Here is a 21,083-nt window from a genome sequence, read left to right as displayed (position 1 = left end):
CTGCGCGCTCACCGGCGAGGCGACCAGCGGCCTGGACCAAGTGCGATACCGAACCACGCCGCGCTGGGTAGTCCTCTTGATCTTCTTCGGGTTCGTCCCCTTCCTAGTAGCATGGCTGCTGACTCGCCGGGTGGCGAGCGGCGTCTTGCCCCTCTCCCCTGGGGCGACTCGGCGCCTCGCTGTTCATTACATGGTTAGCCTCGGGGTCTGCGTCGGAATTCCAGTGATCTGTCTGGCCGCGGCATGGCCGGTGTCTCAGCTCTACACGGATGCGGCAGGCTGGCTGGTAGGAATCGGCGTTTTCGGGACGCTCATCGCAGTCCTGGTGTCCTCAATCTGGTACGGGAGGATCAGCGTCCGCGGCTACGTTCTTGAGCCCGGACCGTGGGGACGTTGGGTACAGCTCGACAACGTCAACCCCACGTTCGCCGCCGCAGTGGAGCGCATGTATGCGCTGCGAGCCGCCCAGCTGCGCAGCGTCGGCTATCCCCTGTTCCCGCCACCAATGCCCGGGACACCACCACCTTACGCGGCCGGTCTGGCCACCGTCCCGCCCCCTCCACCAGCGCCGGCTGGGTTAGGCGGGCCAGCGCAGTACTGAGCACGGCGAGCTCCAGCCGAACGCCGCCCAGGCGATCTAGTAGACCGCACGCCCTGACCGACACCATCCAGTCGCACTCGCCGCCGAGATGCCTCGCCCTGTACTCCCATTGTGGAGGTGTGGCTACTGCCAACGGCAAGGGGGCCGTGGCGGGTTAGATTTGGCGAATGAGCGGCATCACACATGGAACATGGCCAAGGCACCCGCGCTGGCGGCAGCCAGCAGTCCGGCTCATCGCCGCGGTCCAAGCCGCGCTTCTCCTCCTTGCAGTACTCGAGGAGGTCATGCGGCTGGCCTCGTTGAATGTCGTCAGCAGCATCGAGGGCCGTACCGGCTTCGAGGCCACCGTGCTCGTTGTGACTTGCCTCCTCTGCGTTTCTGCAGCTCTCCTGATCTGGCAGGGCGTGTGGCTCGCGGGCATGCGTCGGCGCGGACTGACGCTCTCGGAAGGCTCGACCATCGGTCTCATCACACTGCTGACGATTCTCAATGGAACCGTAACGTGGTTCGCGGTGGCCATGATTGGTACCGGTTGCCTTGTCCTTGCGCTTGGCGCTCAACACCCGTCTAGCAGGCGAATGACCAAGCCGAAGAGCCAGCGTTCCCCAATCCTTCGGCGGCGCTGACACCTTCGAGTGTGACGGCGAGCGGTCATTCGCGGCCCCACGCGGAAGAGTTCTTCGTTCGCCTGAACTCGCCCGGCCGTCCCCGGCCAATGCCGGACGCCGCCCACCCCAGCTTGAAAACCCCAGGGGTCGCCAAGCCCCGGGTGTGCGAGTCCCATGAACTCGCACACCATCCTGTCTGCTCCCGTGGCGTTTAGCAGGTCGGGCCCTGGGCACGCGATGGGCCGCGCGCACACCAGGCGGAGCCTGTCCTGCGGCGGCGATCAGGGAGAGGCCGGGTCGACCGGATCGTTGATCCTCGCCACGAAGAGCGGCACACTGGTGGCACTGTCCTCGACGACGAAGAGGAACGGGCGGTCGACGGTCATGCTCACCAGTTGGCGGAGCGGCGCGGCGGTGGTGCCGACGGAGACGCCGCTCGCGGCCGTCGCCTGTGTGCCGGTTTCGTCGACGGAGATCCACGCCTTGTGCACAGCCGCATCGACGCGCAGGTCGCCCGGCAATCCACCAATCCCGGAGAGGTCGGGATGGGCGAACAGGCCGCCGAGGCCGAGCTCACCGAGGGTGGGTTGGAGGTCGAGCGTTGTGTCGGTCTGGAATCGGGGCAGGGCAAGGGCGACCATGTGCGATGAGAACGGGACCGCAGTCGCCGACAGCTCGGGCAGCAGCGTGAGGGGGTTCACGGTGGGGTCGTTGGGGAGGGCGACCAAGGCATCGAGACCGCCGCTGCTGTAGGGGAGACGGACGGCTTGGGCCTGTGCCGTCTGCACGTAGTCGAGCGGCGCGAGCAATCGCATCATGGACACGGACTGCGATCCAGTGGGTGTTGCGAAGGGCGCGCTCTGCGTACTCTGTTGGGGAAACGGTGTTCGCCATGTCGCCTGCAGCGCCACGGCGTTGGCGAGGACCAGACGGGTGGTCGCCCGGATGGTTCCCGGCGCGAACAGGTCGTCGATGCGTCTGTTGGTCTGGTCCGACACCCACTGATTGATGCTCTGCCGCGCCCCATCCGGGTTATTCCTGAAGTCCTGGATCTGGGGCGGAGCCCCGGCATCCGTCAGTAGCTGGCGATAAGCGCTGCCGAGCGGGTAGCCCTGCTGCAGCCAGGCTGCGGAGGCCATGGTCACCGTGCCGCCGGCGGTCCCGAGGTGTTGCTCGAGTCCCATGAGGTCGGCGACAAACTGCCGCGGAGAGCCAGTGGCGTGCAGGGCACGGTCCAGCTGAGTCGCGGTGCTGCCCTGGGCACCCGGAGCCAGCAGGGCGAGCACGTCGAAGATGCTCGCGGGGGAGAGGACGACGTTGCCGTCCCGTTCTCTGCTCAGCGCCGCGACGAGATCGTCGGCGAAAGAGCGCTCCGCCGCGGCGGCCTGCTCTGGGCGGGACAGCGCGACGAGCTGGGGGCTGGGAGACGGACGTCCGCTGCCGAGGACGGCGGTCACGCCGCTACCACTGAGAGTGAGCGAGAGGGCTCCGACCAGCCCAACGGCGGCGAGTCGCACCCTGCCCATAGCGCAGAGCACGTTAGCACCGCGACCTTGAGCGCACATCACCGCCGTCCACACATTCCTGAAGAGAGCGGCGACGTCAAAGGCCCTGGGCTCTCTGTGGTTGGCGCCCGACCAGCTGTCACACCTCCTTGAGCGTCCGCGTCAAGCGCCCTGCTCTTCGCCTTTGGATTGCCAGGGTTCGGGTTCCCCGGCTCGACCTCTGGCCCGCGCGTAGCCGGAGGACCGAACATTTCCGGCTAGAGCCTCTGGTCCACCGGCTCGGCACGAACTGGCGGTCACCGCCATGGTGTTGGGCGAGCAGGACGAGGTCTTCTCGGAACGGTTCCTCGCATACGTTGACCTTGAGGTACGAGGGGTCGTCGGACACCGACCGACCCTTCTCCCACGAGCTCGGGTGGACATGTCCCACCGGCAGTTGATCGCCGTGAAGGATGACACAGCATCGCCTGGCGCCCGGCGGTGGAGACAGGACCGTGTGGTGATTCGGCGAACAGCCCTCTACTCTGGCCGCATGCTCTCAAGGGTGCGGCTAGTGCTCATGGCCTTTCTCACCGCGTCGGCGATCTCCCTGCCGGCGTGCTCAAGTGCAGCGCCGCACTCTCCAGGGTCAATTCGCGCGACCAGCGCGATAGATCACGGGACTGTGCTCATTGCTGCCGCGGGCACTTACGACTATGCGCTGACCTCGGCCTGTCAGTCCTTCCAGTTCAGCACTGACGGCGGCAAGCACGACTGGCTGGATTCCCGAGGGGCGGTATCCCTCACTGCCGGGACGTGGTCCGGCTCCTGCTATCGAGAGGCGTTGTCGACGCAATCGTCGGTGCCGTTTCCTTGCGAATCACCGGCGATGTCCAACTGTGTGGTTGTCCATGCGCCGACCTATCCTCAGAAGGTCTCGGAGGCTTGGTCGCTGACGCTGACCCCGGTGGGCTCCTCGTACTAGACGCGTCCAGCCGCTCCAGCCGGTGGATGTGATTTCTGCCGACCGCCGAGCGTTATATGGGGTAGAGATGCTCGATCCCTCCGACGTGGGTACTACCGGCAGCGACGGCAAGGTGCGGGGCCTCCCCTACTTGAGCCCCGACACCTTCGCTAGGACGTACGCCGCCCGCGTGCACCGCTTCGCCGCGATGGTAATGAAGAACGACCAAGACAGCGCGGACCTGGCACAAGAGGCGCTCATCAAGGCAGTCCGGAGCTTGGAGCGATTTGATCCCTCAAGGGTAGCCTCGATTCGTGGCTGTGGTGCATCGTCGTCAACACCGCTCGGGATGCAGGTCGCGCGTCGGTTCGGCGGGCGGCCCTCTGGGATCGTTTCGCCGCGTCTCGAGCAAAGGACGACGTCGACGATCCCGTGGAGTTGGCCGTCCTGAACCGTCTCCGCGACGCGGAGATCTTGGCTGCAGTGCGTGATCTACCACGCAAGTCGAGAACCGTAATCGCGCTCTGCTTTGGGGCGCAATTGTCCAACCTGGAGATTGCCGAACAGCTCGGGATGCGTCCGACGGCCGTCTCGATGGCGCTGAAGCGTGCCCTTATGCAGCTGCACCGTGCCTTGGAGGGACAGCAATGACATCGTCTACCGGAGCGGACGGCGGAAGGAGCACCCTCGTTGACCGGCTGTCACGCCTGGATATCCCATTCCCACAGGGACTGTCTGTGGTTGTGGCGCTCGCGCCGCGAGGCCGTCGCCCTGGTCTTCGCCGACGTCGTGGGCGGCGTTCGATCGTGGGCTTGGCGGCGATGGTTTGGCTGCTCGCTGTGAATCTGGTCATCGCGGATTTCGTGCCAGGGTACGCGCGTGCTCTGGCCAATGTTCCCCTGCTCGGTGCTCTGTCTCAAGCCACGCTGGGTGCCGCCGGCCTGGGATCCAATGACGTCAAGGGCACGAATGTCAAGGGTTCGTTCTCCGGCGTCACGGCGACCGTGGCAGGGAGTTACGCGGACGCACTTGAGACCGTGCTCTTCGTGGACATCGAAGGACTACCCGTCGGTCATCCTGGCCAACCAGCCCCGGCTATCAGTATGGGCACGATCTTCGTCACGGATCAGTTTGGGCAGTCATACAGGGAAGTCGGCGGCGAAGGCATCGGCGTAGGGCCGTACCCGATCTTTTTCGAGCCGCTCCGCGCTGCCGCCACCCACGTGGGAAGCGCGCGACTGACGCTTCACGTGCCCTTCAACGGTCCACAAGGTCACCCTGTTGGCGGAATTGACCTCCACACCGTCGTCCGCCCTGGAGGCGCTCGCTCTCTATCTAACCCGCCCTCCCAGACAGCCGCAGGCACGACTTACGCGATCGTGGATCTCAGGGTCTCCCCGCGCGCGTTGCAGGTACGAACGCACTATCAAGGGGCAGTGGTCGACGCGGCAGTGATCGCGTCGGAGAAGGCCCAAGCCGACGCTCAGAATGGGAAGCTGCCCCCGGGCGGCGAAGGTGCCACGTTGCCTGGCGTTTACCTGATCACGCCATCCGGGCAGGTCGAGATCCCGACCGCGAGCCCTTGGAGATACTACGTCCTTTCCCACTCGCCTGGGGCAGGCGGAGGACGAGACGCGCCTCTTCGTAGCCACCGAGATTGGCGTTTACCGAATCGTCGTCAGCAACGACGACCCGACGTCGAAGTTGCGCGCTATCGTGAGTTGGTCGGTGAACGTCGCGGGGTAAGCATCCACAAACCCTAAATCCCTCATTGCAGGGTTCAGGTGCGACCACCGCCAGCCACCCGCGGACGCACGCGACTGCCACTACGGGACGCCCCGAACGCGCGCTGGGTGCTCCCAACCGCCTGCGGCCATCGCCATTCCCAACTGGGAGTTCTCATGGTTTACCTGCGGGATACTGGGCCGATGACGGGTTCAGGCGATCGGCTATGGGCAGGTATCCCGATCAGCGGCGAGGGCTTGGTCCTCCGCGAGTGGACCAGCGCCGACGTCAGCGCGATCGTTGCGCTATTCGATGACCCCGACATCGCCTATCGGCTCCCAGTCGCGTCTCCATTTGACCAGGCTGCGGCTCAGGACTTCATCGAGCATGCACGACAAGCCAGGTTAGATGGCAGTCGCTTGCAACTGGCCATCACTGACGAGGAGGACCTACCGCAGGGCGAAGTCAGCTTCACCCTACAGACGGCCAGCATTGGCTACATGGTTGGGGCCGCCTACCGCGGGACGGGAGTGGCCGCCCGAGGCCTTCGTCTGCTAACAAGCTTCGCCCACCGCATGGGCATCACCACGGTGTACTTGACGGCTGAACCGGACAATCTCGCCAGCATTGCTGTCGCGCGACGCGTTGGCTACGAACGGACCGAGGCGAAACCGATCATGGTCGAGGACAAGGGCCGTCGCTACGCCCTCCACACCTGGACGCACAGCCTGAGCCAGGACGACGCCGTCCAGATGCGGACATCGCCATGAGGGACTTCCGTCGCGCCAACCTGCAGCTCGACTGGTTCCCGAGTGGGCGCTTGACACTTTCGCAGACACCTTCGCCAACGGCCATTGGCGCGCTACGGCGAACTCGGGCCGCACCATGCCGCCAGCTGTAGGTGAGCAGGAATAGTGCGCAGTTCTGAGCACGAATAGTGCACAGGTCCTCGGGGGCGGTTCGGACCTGTTCGTGATCGGAAAAGAGGAAGTCCCTCCGGGCAAGCTGGGAGGTGTTCGAAGCCACCAGCACCAAGAGGGACCTTCGTGGAGTCTGAGGAACTGTGGATGGAATTGCACGTCCTGCGCCAGCACGGCTGGAGCGTCAGCGCTCTCGCCCGGCATTTCAACATCAACCGCCGCACCGTGTCCCGCGAACTGGAGGCGGGTCAGCCGCGCCAGTATCCGCACCGGGCGCCGTGGCACCCGTTCACGGCGGCACAGCTGGCTCACATCGAGCGCCGGCTGGCGGTGTGCCCGGTGATTCGCAGCACCGACCTGCACAGGGAGCTCTGCGCCGGCTATGGGTACGCCGGCAGCTACTGGACCTTCCTGCGCCAGGTGCGGCCACTGCGCCCGGCGCTCGTGCGGGAGCCCGAGGTCCGGTTCGAGACGCTGCCCGGGGTGCAGACCCAGGCGGACTGGAAGCATCTGGGCAGGTGGCCGCTCGGCGATGACCTGGTCGAGCTGCACGCGATGGTGACCATCCTCGGCAGCAGCCGGATGCCGGCCATTCGCATCGCCAGCAGCTGCACACGTGAGGTGAGCTTCGAGCGCCTGGTGCGCTGCCTCGATGACCTCGGCGGGGTGACCCGCGAGCTGCTCACCGACCGCGACACCGTGTTCTGCAACCACGGCGGCCAGGGTCCGCTGTTCGTCCCGGAGTGGGTGGACCTGTGCGAGCTGCTCGGCACTGTGCCGCGGGCGTGCCGGCCGTACCGGGCCAAGACCAAGGGCAAAGTCGAGCGCGAGAACCGCGAGATCGAGGAGAGCTTCCTGTGCTGGCTCACCGGCCAGGTGGTGCCACGTCGCCCCACCCTCGCTGACTACGACGCCTTCGCCGCGCAGTGGATCCGTGAGGTGATCCTGCCCCGGCGGCATCGCACCACCGGCCGCATCATCGGCGAGGCCTGGGCCGAGGAGCGTCGTCTGCTGATGCCCGTTCCCGCCCACGTGCTCGAGCGCTTCGCTGGCGATGACGTCGCTCGGCCCATCCTGCACGTCGTCGACGCCGCCCAGCGCCAGCTCGGCGACCAGGTGGATGTGCGACCGCTCAGCGAGTACGAGGTGGCGCTGTGACCGCCAGAAACGCGCGCCCTGAGCGAACGGTGCAGACGCCTGCCGCGGTGCGGGCCCAGGAGGCGCGCGAGCAGGACCACGCGACCATCAGCACCTCGGAGCCCAGCGCCTACCAGCGGTTGCGCGAGCACCTCGCCTACCTCGAGATGAGCGCCGCCGCCGAGCACCTCGCCGATGAGCTCGACCGCGGGCTCCGGGAGAAGGCCTCACCGACGCAGGTGCTGGAGCGCTTGCTCGCCATTGAGGCTGACGCCACCCGCGCTCGGCGATTGCGCGGCCGCCTGCGCTTCGCGCGCTATCCGATCCACAAGACGCTCGCCGACTTCGACCTCGACTTCCAGCCCTCGCTCGACCGGACGGTGCTGGCCGAGCTGTCCACCCTGCGCTTCGTTGAGGAACGTCGCAACGTGATCCTGCTCGGGCCACCGGGAGTGGGCAAGAGCCACCTGGCGATCGCGCTCGGGATCGCAGCGACCGAGGCTGGATACCGCACGTACTTCACGTCTGCCGCCGACCTCGTGGCCAACCTCCAGTCCGCTCATCTCGAAGGCACGGCCGCCTACAAGATGCGCACCTACACGGGGCCTTCGGTGTTGGTGGTGGACGAGCTTGGCTACCTGCCGCTGGACCAGGCATCCGCCAACTGGATCTTCCAGATGGTGAGCCGCCGCTACGAGAAGGGCTCCATCGTGTTGACCTCGAACCGCGGCTTCGGCGACTGGAACCAGGTCTTCGCGGATCCCGTGGTTGCCTCCGCCATCGTGGACCGCCTCCTGCACAACGCCACCGTGATCAACATCAAGGGGCACAGCTACCGGATGCGACGCTACGACGCCGCACAACGCGCCAAGGGAGGGAGTGCTATGGTCGCGTGACCCTGAGCTGTGCACTTTTTGTGCTCAACTCTGTGCACCTTTCGTGCTCTCTTACACCAGCTACCCGAACTCGCGCGCCAGCCCCACGCGCCCCCGGACGGCACCCTGAAAACTGCGGTGGATGTCAAGCCACGCGTAAGTCGAACTCCTCCTCCGCCACCAAAGCTCAGCTCTCAACAGGTTGGTGGTTAGAGATCGGATCCTTCCGTGCCTGAACCAAGTAGGCAACGCTTGCCAAGCCGGAGACCACGCTCGCAAGTTGAGCCGACCCCCTGACGGGGTCACGCCAGAATGCTCGCCCTTGGTACGTGCCGCCTTCGTTGGCACCTCCCTGCGCGGACGTAGGCAGCCGTCCGCGGTTGCTTGCGGACAGCCAGATCAGGCAGCCGTAACTCATCCGACCGTCCGCGGTCAACCGTGTACGACACCCGCCCCAGCTTGAAATCCTCATCGTTACTGACTACGGCCGCCGCCCTGCTCCATAACCCGTCGGAACCACTCGTCCACGCATTGCTTCCGCGACCTGGAGCCGATCACACAGAACAGGTACTTGCGCGCCGCGGGACGGCGTCCATATAGTCACCGCGTGAGTAGTCACGGATGCGGCGAGGCCGCGTAACACGGTGGGTCTCAGGGGGGCGCTGGCCGCTCTTCTGCTGGAGGGCGCATCGCATGGTTACCGCCTGAAGGCCACTCTTGAGGGTGAGCTCGGTCCGCTGTGGGTCACCAGCGCGAGCCATGTATACCTGACGCTCGGGCGTATGCAGCGCGACGGCCTGCTCAGCAGCCGTCGTATCCGCCAGCAGACTCTGCCCGACCGGCAATTGCTGTCCCTGACGCCTGCGGGACGGGCGGCGGCTGAGCGGTGGCTCTACGAGTCCGACGACCCCGACGAGAACGTGCTTCGTCTCGCTGTAGCGCGCGTCGTCGCTCCCAAGCGATTCACCGACGTGGTCACCACCATCATCGAGCAGCGGAGCGCCGGCCTGGCTGAGTTGCGCCAGTTGCGAGCTGAAGCCGGCGCGAGCTTCGGGAGGGAGGCGATCGATGCCGAAATTCACCGGGCGCAGGCGGATCTCCGCTGGGCCGCGTCCCTTCGTGACCGAGCGCCGGCGGTGGTAGCCCTGCCCAAGGCGACGCACGAGAGTCGTCGACTGGCCCGATATGGATAGACGCGCTGAGCAGGTCATCTCTCTCCAGGGAGTCAGCCGCACCTTTCGCACGCCGGGAGGGCTGGTTCTGGCGCTGCGGCGGGTGAGCTTGTCGGTCAGCCGCGGCGAGGCGGTGGCGCTCACCGGCCCCTCCGGCTCCGGCAAAAGCACGCTGCTCCACCTCGTTGCTGGACTTGACCGCCCGACGACCGGCTCGATCACAGTGCTGGGCACCGCGCTTGACTCGAGTACCGATCGAGCGCTCACGGCGTTCCGCGGCCAGAGGCTCGGCATCGTCCTGCAGGACTCCCATCTTCTGCCCGGTCTCACGGCGCTTGAGAACGTCGTCATCGCGCGCCTGCCCTGGGGACGCAGACGCCAACTGCAGGTGCGTGCTCGGGACCTCCTCGTCGCTGTGGGCCTGGAGACGCGGATGGACTTCCCACCTGCCCGTCTGTCAGGGGGCGAGCGTCAGAGGGTCGGACTGGCCCGCGCGCTATTGGGAGATCCCGAAGTGCTGCTCGCAGACGAGCCGACGGGCAATCTGGATGGGGGTGCCACCGACGACCTGTTGGCCCTGCTGGATCGTCTGCGTCAGGAGCGCAACTTGACCCTGATGATCGTCACGCACGACGCGGCCGTCGCGGCGGCTGCCGATCGTCGTCTGCGCTTGGTCGACGGCAGCCTCGACGTGGAACCCGGGCGCGACCTTGGCGGGGCGGTGCGCACCCGGGTCCTCGAATAGGGTGTGGCGATATGCGCTGCGTCAGCTGGTCGCGCAGCGAGTCGCAACTGCTTTCGCGGCGGCAGGACTACTCACCTCCATCCTGGGCTTCATCCTTCTTGCCAGCACATCGCAGACAGCGGCAGCGACCTTGCGCGGCGATGCAGAGAAGCAGTGGCCCAGCCCGTTTGATCTCCTCGTGCGCCCCACAGCAGCCCTGACCAGCTTGGAGAAGAGCCAGGGATTGATTCGGCCGAATTACCTGTCGGGGTTGGTGGGCGGCATCACCAGCGATCAGCTAGGTCTCATCCGGCACATTCCCGGCGTCGAGGTCGCGGCGCCCATCGCTGTTGTCGGTTTTGTCAATTGGCCGGCCGGGACGACGCTTGACCTCCAGAGCCAAGTCGCGGGCCACCTCATCTCAGTGTTCCGCATCAGCCAGAGCGCCGTTGGGGACGCCGGCCTGTCGCACTTTCCCACCACAACGCGATATCTCGTGGTGGCGCCGACGGGACACCTGGCGACAGGACTGGGCGGGATCACGGAACTGCGCATCGGCTCGATCACCATCGCCTGTTCAGGGATGGTGAGCTGCGAGGACGGCAGTACCACCGATGGCTCGCCTGCCGCCGCGACCACGTTCGTGTCGTTCAACGAACCGATCCTTCTGGCCGGTGTCGACCCGACGGCAGAAGCCGCTCTCGACGGCGCCGCCGGCTGTGTCCGGTCCGGCCGTTACCTGCAGGCGGGGGACAGTCCCCGGCTCGCCGGCGACACAGGACCGGCCATTCCGGTCCTGGCCAGCACCACCAGCTCCATCGACGAAACCGTGTCGGTTCGGGTCGATGCGGCGAGCGATCCACAGAGGATCCTCGCGGGAGCGGACCCTGCATCACTCGGCACGTGGTCGTCCGTAGCCACTCACGCCACCACCGCCGACCAACTCTTTCAAGGCTTTCTGACCCAGGGCCTGGGCAGTTACTACAACCTCAGCCCCCTCCAAGTCCCCGGACCCGTCGGTTATGGAGTGGTCGGTGCGGACCACCTGGCGGCGCGGTCGGTGCCACCCGATCTCTCCGTGTTCAACAACCCATTCGGTAACGCCGTGGTCGTGCCACCCGAGGCGCAGGACACATGGGTACGCGCCATCATCGCGCATGAATTTGTCAACAGCGGGGCCGCCACTCCTCAAGGCCAGCCGACACTTCAGCCGCCGAACCGCTGGCAGATCGTTGGCCGTTTCGACTCGCAATGCCTCAGCGGCGTCGGTTCGTCTGTGGCAAGTTTGGCTGGCTTCGCCCCTGCCACGGTGACCACGAGTGACGGACGCCATCTCGGCGCAACCAGGTCGGTCGCTGGGTACGTCAATCCGCCGCCGGCCCTGCTCACAACCCTGGACGGCGCCGCGTACTTCGCCGACCCAGCCCGCTTCGCAGGTGGTCCCGGGGCCGCCTTCATCAGTGCGATTCGAATCCGGGTGGCCAATGTGCAGCAGCCGGGCCCGCTGTCGGAAGCGCGCCTTGCCCGGGTAGCCGCCGATATTCACGCGGCGACCGGACTTGCCGTCGACATCGTCAAAGGCTCGGCGCAAACGGCAGTGAGCGTCGACCTCCCTGCGGGAAACTTTGGCCGACCTGCCCTGACCGTCACAGAAAGGTGGAGCGTCAAGGGTGTCGTGGTCGATTTCGTGACCACGGTCGGGCGGGCGAACCTGGCGCTGTTCGCCATCGTGCTTCTCGGCGCCGCGATTCTTGTGGGGCAAACCACATACAGCTCAGCGCGACGACGGCGTCACGAGTTCGGCGTGCTGCGGGCCTTCGGCTGGTCGCCCGGTCGCATCGTCCTGCTTGTCGAGATGGAGACGGTGACGCTCGCGGCCGTGGTCGGTGTCGCGGCCCTACTCGTCGATGTGATTGTGGCGGGCCGCCTCCACACTGGCTCCGTGGGCTGGCAACTCGCCCTCAGCCCGCTCGTTGCCATTGGCGTCGCTGCTCTTGCCGCCGCAGTTCCGGCCCTCCTGATCAGTCGGTCGAGCGTGGTGGAAACTCTACGACCGTCACGACGGTCGCGCCGCCGCTCGCGCGCCCCGTCTCTGGTTGGCTTTGCGATACGGGAAATGATCGGCGCGTGGAGGGCGGAGGCGCTCCTCGGAGCGGGAGCGGTTGGCCTGGGCGGCGCGCTCATCGGCGGTGCTGTGCTCATCTCGACGAGTTTTGGCGGGGAGGTCGACGCCAGCCTCCTCGGCACAGTTGTCAGCGGCCAGCTCCGCGGATTTCATGTTGTGCTCGGTGCCCTGGTCCTGGTCGTCGGGGTGGTCGCAGCGGGGCAGATTGTCACCCTCAGCTACCTCGAGCGACAGTCGGATCTGGCTGTTCTGCGCGCGCTCGGCTGGCATCGGCGAACCGTCGCCGCTGTTGCGGTCATTCAGGCATTGGTCATGGGGCTCGTCGGAGGGATAGCCGCTGCTGCATGCGTCGCGCTCGCCGGCTGGGTACTCGGAGCTGCCGTCGCGCCGACCGCAGCAGCGTCCTGTGCCGCGCTGGCGGTCTCGGTCCTCGGTGGTGGGCTGGCGTCTGCGGGGCCGCTGCTCCTGGCTTGGAAAGCGTCGCCATCAGCGTTGCTGAGGAACTAAATCGCACGGGCAATTCGTGTGGCAGGGCGGTCTGAAGGTCCGAGGGCAAGGTTCGGCACGTTCAACAACTCGTGTCGGTCACCCACAGCGATCTGCTGGTCCGGTGACGTGGTCGCCAGTCCCCAGCTCGACTGGATCACAGCGGAACAAATTGACCGACGTCGTATTCGTGGGGCACGCCACTCAACAGGCTGTCGATGTGTGGCCGGGCACGCTCGAGCGCTTCCTGGGTGGCGAGTGTAACCGTGACGACGAGATCCTCCGGTCGGACGGACTCCGGGCCGCCGCCACCGTTCCGCAAGCGCTGAAAGGCGTCCTTCCTGAGGCCGATGCCGTGCCCGGTAACGAATGGCACAGCGGCCAGAGCTTGCCGCGGTGGATCGAGTTTCGCGAGCAGCTCCGCTTGTCGTTGAACAGTCTCCGGTGGGTTGTGCACGAGGGGACTGTACGACCCCGGGTCGGGTTGAGCCATCGGACCTCTACGCGCATTCACGGGGGGTCAGTCCCAGTTGCCCCAGCCCAAGCTGGTAGACCGGAAGTGTCCGCAATCACGACGAGGGCTATTGGGGTCGGACCACAACGTAGATCTCGATACCCTGCTGCGCGATCTCGCAGGCGGGCTGCGTGTGAAGGTACGGCGCATCAGTCGTTGCGCCCACCGTGGTTCCGCCGGTTCCTACGGCGCTGAACACGGCAAGCGAGTTTCCACCGGGGCAGGTCTTCGAGCCTTCGCGGTAGAGAGGCCCGGGGTAAGGGGCTTGGGGAATTGTCCAGAAGGCCTCGGTACCCTGAGATGTCCCGCTCCCGCTCCGCGGAGGAGGTCCAGGAAACCCGACCTCGACGACCAAGTGCTGCAGCGTGGTCAGGAATACTGTGGCTCCCGCGTCTGCGCTGGTGACCGTTACGGTGTTGGCGGCAGGGGGCAGCGTGATCAGCGCATCTGGAGGTGGAGTCACTGACGGAATCGCAACTGCGCTGCAACTTGGTAGGGGCACCGGCGATGCTGTCTGCGTCGGCCTCGGCGTGGGCAGGCCAGTCGTCGAGGCGTTCGGCGCGCATCCTCCGACTAGTGCCATCAGCGCCACCGCAAACAGCTTGGATCGCGGATTGGGGGCCATGTAGCTCACGATATCAACGCTTCTTCCACTCGCCTAGTTCCAGCGAACTCAGGCACCGGCAGGCCTCATCGTGGACGCGGATGCCCTCGGTTGCCCACCCCGACCACCTTGGGCATGACACCCTCCTTGACGAGCACCGGCACTTACCGGCGTTTACGCCGGCCGGTCTTCTTCCGGGAATCCGAACTCGCACGTGCGCCCATGAACGCCGGCGACCGGAGCGCGCCGGAACTTGAAAACCGCAGTCCCCGCCAAGCGTCCGGGGTCCGAATCCCTCTCCCTCCGCAACTCTCACAGCATACCGGAGCGGCGTTCCGTCTCTGCCAGGCGTCGGCGCCGCCACAACCTGCCAAGGCGGACTGCAAGAGCGGCACTCGCCGCACCCCCAACCGCCACGGCAACCAACGACGCGGTGACAGGACACGGGCCGATGATGAGTATGGCTATGCAGAACTGACCTGGCGCCGGTGGATGAAGCGTGCAGGGCGAGATGTTGCAGCGGCCGAGAGGGCCGAGGAGCCCGAACAAACACAGGCCAATGGCCACGCCCACCAACAGCTCCGGCAAGAAGTACCGAATCCTCCTCGTCAAGGCCGCCATGAAGTCGAGTCTGACATCAGCTCATTCCCGCCGGCCGCGGATGCTGACACCGCACCTGACACCCTACGGGGCGGATCCGGGCGGTCTGCGGCGTACGAACTCCTTAAGCTATCGCCTGGGTTCGAATGCAAAAACGGCCCGCGGCGGATCGCCGCGAACGCCGAAGTCTCGGCCCGGTCGTTCGCAAGGTTTGCACCGCATTTGCCATTACCGGCCTCGGTTCCCGTACACGGTGCAGCGCTCGCGGCGCCTCCGACGAGGTATAAGCCAGAGCAGCCCGGTGGCGGCAACCAGTGTGGCCAAGAGGCAGTTGCCACCGCTAAGACCGAGACAGCCGTCGGGAGAGCCAGTGACTCACATCGACGACCCGTCGCCGCTGCTCGTTGGCGCGTGCACGCAGTACGGTGCCGACTTCGCCGGCTGTCAGTCCCCCGGGCTGGGCCGAGGCCGTGCCTGTGCCGCGCCTATTCGATCGACGGGACCGCAGTCCGCGCCCGCGCGGCTCCCGGGGAGATCGCCGGGTTCGAGCCATGCGATCGCAGTGTCGGGCTTTGCGATGAAGTGCGCCAGTTCTCCGGTGAGGATGGCCAGCGTGGCAGATATTCCTCACTCAAAGTCGGACAACTTCACTTACACCTCCACGCCCGGCCACCTGCACCCGCCGGCGGACTGTCATGGGGCGGCTTGGGGTCGCCCTGAACTAGCCCACTCGTCCACAGCCACCGCCGAACGTCACCCGCCCCAGCTGGTGGTTCGCAAGACTGGCGTTTCAGGAGCCGTAACCACCGGACTGGGACACGTAGGAGGCGTTCCTGTTTCTTGCCTCACGCTGTTGCCGGTTGGCCAACCAAAACATGATCGACACGGAGGCCGTAAGTGCCATCACCCCGCCTATAACACCGCCGATCCACGGAAGTGGCGCGTCGGGGTGCGCCCGGTCCGTTGCAGCGTCAGCGCCGATCGCAAACCCAAAGAAGGCGACGATGACCGTCATCACAACCCCGAAAAGCGGGATTCGCATCCAAGCTCGACCGCCCGCCGACGGTGTCCGCACCCTGTCATCGCGGCTGTACCAAAGCAAGCCTTCCGCAACAAGACTTAGGAATACGTCCAGAACAATGAGCAGAGGCACCTTCAACAGAACCGAGGCCAGAAGCGCCGCGAACTCGGCCACTGCCAGCATGGTGCGTCCGAGTACAGGCCGCGTTGCTGCGTAACAAGTGTCACCGATCGGGTTAAAGCGGCCACGCGCGATCAGGTCAAAACCGGCCACCCGAGGAGCGTGGTGATCATGTCGTTAGCTGGCCTTGGAGGTCAAGCTGCCGGGTGAGCGTTGGCGTTGCCGATCGTGCATCCGGTAACTCTTTCCTTGGATCTTGATGATCTCGGCGTGGTGCAAGAAGCGGTCCAGAAGCGCACCGGCCGCGGCGGTGTCACCGAGCACCGTCCCCCAATCCTCGAGTGGGCGGTTGGAGGTGAACATGGTGGCGCCGCCCTCGTAACGGCGTGTCACCACCTCGAGGAGATCCTCTGCGGCGCTGGACGGCAGCGTGCGCATCCCCAGGTCATCGATGCAGAGCAGATCAACGCGGCCGAGCTGCCGTACCAGTGCCTTGCGCGTCCCCGTGGCGGCGGCTTCAGACATGTCCTCGGCGAGGTCAAAGGCGCTGCGGTAGAGGACGGTGTGCCCCGCCTCGATGGCGGCCAGGGCCAGAGCCATGCAGATGTGGGACTTGCCAACGCCCGGCGGCCCCACCAGCAGCACGCCGGCATGTTCGCGAACGAAGCGCGTCGTCGCCAGGTCGAGGATGAGCGCCTTGGGGATCGTTGGATTGAAGGTCCAATCGAAGTCCTGGAGCGTCTTCAGTTGCGGCAACCGCGCCTGCTTGATGCGCCGCGCGAAGAGCCGGTCGCGTCGTCGTGTCAGCTCGTCTTCCACCAACAGCGCCAGGAAGTCCACGTGGGCGAGGTTGTTGCCGATGGCCTCTTGGTTGCGAGCCGGCAGCGCTTCGGCCATACCGGTGAGTCGCAGATGGCGGAGGCGGCTATCGAGGTCGTGCATATGTCCTTCTCCCAGGTATCAGTGGTCATAGTGGTGTCGTTCGGGGCTTCTCAGAGCCGCACAGCGGCACGCGTTTCGTTGGTGTGGCTTTGCTGGTGCGTTCATGCCAGCGATCCGTAGCTGTCCAGGGGGCGGATCAGCTCGTGCTGCTGCGTGAGTTGCACCAACGCGCCGGCGTTGGCAGCGGCTTGTTCCACCAGCCGTTGCACCGTGCGGTATCGGAAGCTGCGCGCCCCCAAGGCCACGCCGCAGGCCCAATCCACGCGCTCCCGTGGATGCTTGCGGGTCAACGAGACGATGCCCTGCAGCAGCCGGTAGCTGCGCACCTCGCGCACCCGCACCGCTTCGCTGGCCCACGCTAGTGCCCGCGGCCCGATGCATTCACAGCGGGTGAGCAGGTGTTGCTCATAGGCCTCGGTGCGGGCCGGCTTGTGCGCCGGCCGATCCTCCGCGCGCGTGGACCAGGTGGCGGCCTCTTTGCGGCTGTGTACGGCCAGCAACGTCGTGCCGTCGAAAACACGGACCAGATGCTCATCCCAGTGCACCCGCACCCGTTTGCCCACCAGAGTGTGCGTCACTGAGTAGAAGGCGCCCACCACCTCGACGTGGCCATCGGCGTGAACCGTCCGTGTTCCCACCTCGAAGAGCGCGAAGCGCTCACCTGGCAATGCCTGCAACGCCGGCCGCTCTCGCTCCAGGAAGTCAGTGATCACCTGGCGCCGCGTGGTGCCGTGGATGCGCAGCTGCGCCACGCTGCGATTCCAGTGCTGCAGATACGCCGTCAGTTCGTCGAGGCTGTCGAAGCGGCGGCCTTGCAGCGCGTTGCTCTTGACATACCCGCCGCTGCGCTCCTGGACACCGTTCTCCTCTGGATGTCTCGGCCGGCTCGGCAGCGGGACGAAGCCCCAATGCTTCGAGAACGACTCATAGAGAACGTTGACGTCGGGGTCGTAGAGACAGGCGCGCACCACCGCCGCCTTGAGATTGTCGTGGCGCACCACCTTGGGCACGCCGCCGAAGGCGAGGAAGGCGTGCTCGTGGGCACGCAGGAAGCCATGGGCCTCCTGGCGCCACATCGGCTCCTCGTACCCGTGGCGCGAGCAGGAGAGCGTCATCCGGAAGATCCACGGCCGTGCCCACTTTCCCGTCGCCGGGTTGAGCACCAGCGCCGGGCTCTGGAAGTAGTCCACCTGCGCTTCTGCGCCCGGTGGGTGCTCCATGACGTCGGCAACCTCGGGACGCCGCCGCCGAATCCCACGCACGAAGCGCTGCACCGAGAGGTACCCGTGGCTGAAGCCGTGCTCAGCGCAGAGGTCCTGCCAGATTCGCTGCGCCGTCAGACCGTGCCCCACGCCCGCCTCGATGAGACCTCGAAACGGCTCGCAGGCGCTCATTGGGCCGGCGATCGGGTTTGGCCGCATCTGCCCAGCCACGCCAACGTAGCCGGCGGGATCGTCGCCAGAGCCGGCGATCAGGTTGGCCGCTTTTGAACGCGCCAAGCGCGCGTGCCTCGCAACCGTCTCCCGCCGGACTCCGGTCTCCCGCTCGATACGCCGCAGGCTCCAGCCCAACTCCAGCAGCGCCAGAATCCGTTGTCTGTCAGCCATCTTCAGGTAGTTCCCCACCGGCTCCTCCCTCCTTGCGGAGAAAGTGTGGCCGGGCTTCGGAGCTACCTCAGGTGGCCGGTTTTGACCCGATCTTTACTGGCCGGTTTTGCCTGATCGCTGACAGTAACAAGCGCCCGTCAGCAACATCAGCCCCAACGGACCGTTCAGGTATGCGTCTGTCACAGCGTCACTGGCAGGCACGAGAGGATTCCTCCCTCCCGTGGCGCCCAACAACGCCCCCACTGCGAGCAACAGGCAGGTGCCGTGAAGAGCCGACGCTGCTTGGGCCAAACGCGTCGGTACCGAAACATGTCGGGTGGGCCGCGGGGTTTCATACGGACTGGGTGACCCTCCTCGCCACGCCAGGATCGCGATGCCTCCGCTGGTGCCCACACCAAGCCCGATCAGGACCGGAAAGTACAAGACGATTGACGTCGCCACGGCGACGAGTCCCAGAGCCAATAACGTCTTGCGGCCAGCCTCTGGACGCCGACCGAGGCAGAAGGACACTGCCATGAGACCACAACCGATCGCAACGCTCACACCTACACCCAGTTGTGCAGCACCCTCGGAAAGCAGAGGGCGCGGCCCAGACGCCGCGGCGAGCAGCATGAGGCCGGCAATCGCCAACAGGGTCCCCTGCGCGACGGCCGCGATCTGCATGAGACGGATGGAGGCCTGAGGGGGCATGCTGCGATCATCATCGGGCTCGTGGTCGACGCAAAGGCTTCAACGACATCCGCGCTGGACAGTTGCACAGTCGTCGCGGCTTCCTTCGTCCTGGATATGATGTCACCGCGCGGACGCCGAGGGCGCACCCGACGACCGTGGAAGGCCGTTTGGCGGGGTGGCCAGCCAGCTATGACTGTGAATTCTTCTAGTTCCAAGCTGAGTGCTCAACCGGGGTTCCGCAGCTAATCCGGTTGGACGAACTTCGGCGAGGTGATTTCGAGTTCAGCCGAGGTGTTCGGGAGCGGCTTTGGAGCCGAAACCGTAGGCACACGAGTAGCCCGGTAATCACACTAGGTATCTAATTTGGTGGTACATTGCGTAGGCAGATGTACCTTCGCGAGACGCGCCGCACCAACAAGGACGGCCGGGTGGTCAGATACCTGCAGCTGGCCCACAATGAGCGCCATCCAAAGAGCGGCGCTGCCACCGCCAGGATCATCCACAACTTCGGTCGTACCGACCAGGTGGACCGGGCGGGGCTGGAGCGGCTGATCGGCAGCATCAGCCGCGTCCTCGATCCGACCGCGGCGATGACCTCGAGTGCCGGAGAGGATGTCGATGTCCTCGACACCCGCAACCTCGGCGGTGCCTGGGTGCTCGATCAGCTCTGGCGCCGCCTGCGCATTGACGCGAGCATGCGCCAGCTGCTCGACGGCCGCAGGCTCGACCCGCGCGTCGAGCGAGTGCTCTTCGCACTCGTCGCCAACCGCGCCCTGGATCCGCTGTCGAAGCTGGCCACCACGCAATGGGTGGGTGAGCGCGTCGCCATCAGTGGTCTCGATGCGGTCGACGAGGACACCTGCTATCGCGCCATGGACTGGCTCCTGGAGATCGAGGACGAACTGGCCCAGGCGGTGTACTGGGCGGTCGCCGACCTGCTCGATCTGGAGGTCGACCTGCTCTTCTTCGACACCACCTCGACGTACTTCGAGAGCGACGGGGACGACGTCAGCGCCGAGGATGGAGAGCGCACCATCGGCTTCCGCACCTTCGGCCACTCCAAGGACAGCCGTGCCGACCTTCCTCAAGTGGTCATCGGCATGGCGGTGACCCGCACCGGCATCCCCATCCGGGTGTGGACCTGGCCGGGCAACACCAACGACTCCGCACTGATCCGCGAGGTGCGCGACGACCTCCGCGCCTGGAAGCTGAGCCGAGTGGTGTGGGTGGCGGACCGCGGCTTCACCTCGGCGGAGAATCGCCGCTACCTGCAGCGTGCCGGGGGTCATTACATCCTCGGCGAGAAGCTGCGCGGTGAGTCCGCCGAGGCGGCTGCTGCGCTGGCCCGTCCCGGCCGCTTCCACACTGTCGCGGCCAACCTCCGAGTCAAGGAGGTGGTCATCGACGACGGCACCATGCGCGACCGCTTCGTCATCTGCCACAACCCCGAGCAGGCCGAGCGTGATCGCGCCGTGCGGCAAGCTCTGGTGAGGCAGCTGGAGCTGGTCATCGCCGACACCGATGCCCTCGCTGCCGACAAGCGCGAGGAGGCAGCCTGCCGCCTCCATGCCAAGCCGGCGCTGCGCAAGTGGCTCCGGATCACCGCCGGCGGCCGCCTGCGCATCGACCAGGCCAAGGTCCGTGCCGAGGAGCGCTTCGACGGCAAGTTCCTGCTGCGCACCAGTGACCCGACGCTCTCCGCCGAAGACGTCGCCCTCGGCTACAAGCAGTTGCTCGAGGTCGAGCGGGGCTGGCGCGACATGAAGTCGACGCTCGACCTCCGCCCCGTCTTCCATCGCAAGGAGGAGCGCATCCGCTCCCATGTGCTGCTCTGCTGGCTGGCACTGCTGCTCATCCGCATCGCCGAGAACGCGACCCAGGACACCTGGCGCAACCTGCGCAACGAGCTCGACCGCATGCATCGGGTCACGCTCGCCACCAGCCACGGCCAGGTGACTCAGCGGACCCTGACCAACGCGCGTCAGGGCGCCATCCTGGCCGCCCTGGACCTCCCTGAGCCGCCCCGCTACTTCGAGTTCACGCTGCCCGCCAGCTGATCTCAGACTGGGCCTTCGCGGGCGAGATCATGTAGATACACGACGTCGCGGCCTCAAAGTGCCGAAATCCCAGCCTCCACAACGAACTTCGTCTCACGCCTTGAACATCAGCTGCGGAACCCCGG

Annotated in this window: 14 protein-coding genes and 3 pseudogenes; 12 read left to right on the top strand and 5 right to left on the bottom strand. The window is 66.0% G+C overall.

Annotation, left to right across the window (positions count from 1 at the left end; all coding sequences use genetic code 11):
* Both JF886_RS16450 and JF886_RS16445 read left to right on the top strand, forming a co-directional pair.
* A pseudogene (locus JF886_RS16450) lies at positions 1 to 601 on the top strand (hypothetical protein); the annotation flags it as partial.
* Positions 602 to 768: 167 nt separating this feature from the next.
* Positions 769 to 1,227, top strand: a complete 459-nt coding sequence (locus tag JF886_RS16445; RefSeq protein ID WP_337314425.1) for a hypothetical protein — start codon at positions 769 to 771, stop codon at positions 1,225 to 1,227.
* A 263-nt stretch (positions 1,228 to 1,490) separates the two neighbouring features.
* Here JF886_RS16445 and JF886_RS16440 read toward each other — a convergent pair whose 3' ends face one another.
* Positions 1,491 to 2,735, bottom strand: coding sequence for a serpin family protein (locus JF886_RS16440; protein ID WP_337314423.1), 1,245 nt, complete (start codon positions 2,733 to 2,735; stop codon positions 1,491 to 1,493).
* A gap of 1,010 nt (positions 2,736 to 3,745) precedes the next feature.
* On the opposite strand from JF886_RS16440, the pseudogene JF886_RS16890 reads away from it, so the two are divergent.
* The 9 genes and pseudogenes from JF886_RS16890 to JF886_RS16400 form a co-directional block, all read left to right on the top strand.
* Positions 3,746 to 3,958: pseudogene (locus tag JF886_RS16890) on the top strand (sigma factor); the annotation flags it as partial.
* A gap of 11 nt (positions 3,959 to 3,969) precedes the next feature.
* Positions 3,970 to 4,308 (top strand): annotated as a pseudogene (locus JF886_RS16435) (RNA polymerase sigma factor); the annotation flags it as partial.
* Positions 4,309 to 4,469: 161 nt separating this feature from the next.
* Positions 4,470 to 5,420, top strand: a complete 951-nt coding sequence (locus tag JF886_RS16430; protein WP_337314421.1) for a hypothetical protein — start codon at positions 4,470 to 4,472, stop codon at positions 5,418 to 5,420.
* A gap of 165 nt (positions 5,421 to 5,585) precedes the next feature.
* Positions 5,586 to 6,152 (top strand): GNAT family N-acetyltransferase, encoded by a 567-nt coding sequence (locus JF886_RS16425; protein ID WP_337314419.1) that lies wholly within the window; start codon positions 5,586 to 5,588, stop codon positions 6,150 to 6,152.
* A 297-nt stretch (positions 6,153 to 6,449) separates the two neighbouring features.
* On the top strand, positions 6,450 to 7,460 hold the full coding sequence (gene istA, locus JF886_RS16420) for an IS21 family transposase (protein ID WP_337314418.1): 1,011 nt from the start codon (positions 6,450 to 6,452) through the stop codon (positions 7,458 to 7,460).
* 47 nt (positions 7,461 to 7,507) lie between these two features.
* On the top strand, positions 7,508 to 8,335 hold the full coding sequence (gene istB, locus JF886_RS16415; RefSeq protein ID WP_502711446.1) for an IS21-like element helper ATPase IstB: 828 nt from the start codon (positions 7,508 to 7,510) through the stop codon (positions 8,333 to 8,335).
* 623 nt (positions 8,336 to 8,958) lie between these two features.
* Positions 8,959 to 9,507, top strand: coding sequence for a PadR family transcriptional regulator (locus JF886_RS16410; RefSeq protein ID WP_337314414.1), 549 nt, complete (start codon positions 8,959 to 8,961; stop codon positions 9,505 to 9,507).
* Positions 9,500 to 10,231: an ABC transporter ATP-binding protein gene (locus JF886_RS16405; RefSeq protein WP_337314412.1), complete on the top strand. Its 732-nt coding sequence runs from the start codon at positions 9,500 to 9,502 to the stop codon at positions 10,229 to 10,231. The genes JF886_RS16410 and JF886_RS16405 overlap by 8 nt, the downstream gene beginning before the upstream one ends.
* A gap of 178 nt (positions 10,232 to 10,409) precedes the next feature.
* Positions 10,410 to 12,842 carry an FtsX-like permease family protein gene (locus JF886_RS16400; RefSeq protein ID WP_337314410.1) on the top strand — a complete coding sequence of 811 codons (2,433 nt, stop codon included), beginning with the start codon at positions 10,410 to 10,412 and terminating at the stop codon, positions 12,840 to 12,842.
* A 136-nt stretch (positions 12,843 to 12,978) separates the two neighbouring features.
* On the opposite strand, the gene JF886_RS16395 is transcribed toward JF886_RS16400, so the two are convergent.
* The 4 genes from JF886_RS16395 to istA (JF886_RS16380) all read right to left on the bottom strand — a co-directional run bounded on the left by JF886_RS16395 (position 12,979) and on the right by istA (JF886_RS16380) (position 18,229).
* Positions 12,979 to 13,278, bottom strand: a complete 300-nt coding sequence (locus tag JF886_RS16395) for a hypothetical protein (RefSeq protein ID WP_337314408.1) — start codon at positions 13,276 to 13,278, stop codon at positions 12,979 to 12,981.
* Positions 13,279 to 15,329: 2,051 nt separating this feature from the next.
* Positions 15,330 to 15,833: a hypothetical protein gene (locus JF886_RS16390; RefSeq protein ID WP_337314406.1), complete on the bottom strand. Its 504-nt coding sequence runs from the start codon at positions 15,831 to 15,833 to the stop codon at positions 15,330 to 15,332.
* A gap of 24 nt (positions 15,834 to 15,857) precedes the next feature.
* Positions 15,858 to 16,622 carry an IS21-like element helper ATPase IstB gene (gene istB, locus JF886_RS16385; RefSeq protein ID WP_337314404.1) on the bottom strand — a complete coding sequence of 255 codons (765 nt, stop codon included), beginning with the start codon at positions 16,620 to 16,622 and terminating at the stop codon, positions 15,858 to 15,860.
* Positions 16,623 to 16,723: 101 nt separating this feature from the next.
* Positions 16,724 to 18,229 (bottom strand): IS21 family transposase, encoded by a 1,506-nt coding sequence (gene istA, locus JF886_RS16380; RefSeq protein WP_337314427.1) that lies wholly within the window; start codon positions 18,227 to 18,229, stop codon positions 16,724 to 16,726.
* Between the two features lie 1,058 nt (positions 18,230 to 19,287).
* Here istA (JF886_RS16380) and JF886_RS16375 point away from each other — a divergent pair.
* Complete coding sequence (locus JF886_RS16375) at positions 19,288 to 20,958, top strand: IS1634 family transposase (RefSeq protein ID WP_337314402.1); 1,671 nt, start codon at positions 19,288 to 19,290, stop codon at positions 20,956 to 20,958.
* Positions 20,959 to 21,083: the final 125 nt, after the last annotated feature.

The organism is Candidatus Aeolococcus gillhamiae, from assembly GCF_016464765.1.
GTDB lineage: Bacteria > Chloroflexota > Dormibacteria > Aeolococcales > Aeolococcaceae > Aeolococcus > Aeolococcus gillhamiae.
The sequence above is the reverse complement of the archived record's forward strand: the minus strand, read 5'-3'. Positions and strand labels throughout refer to the sequence as shown.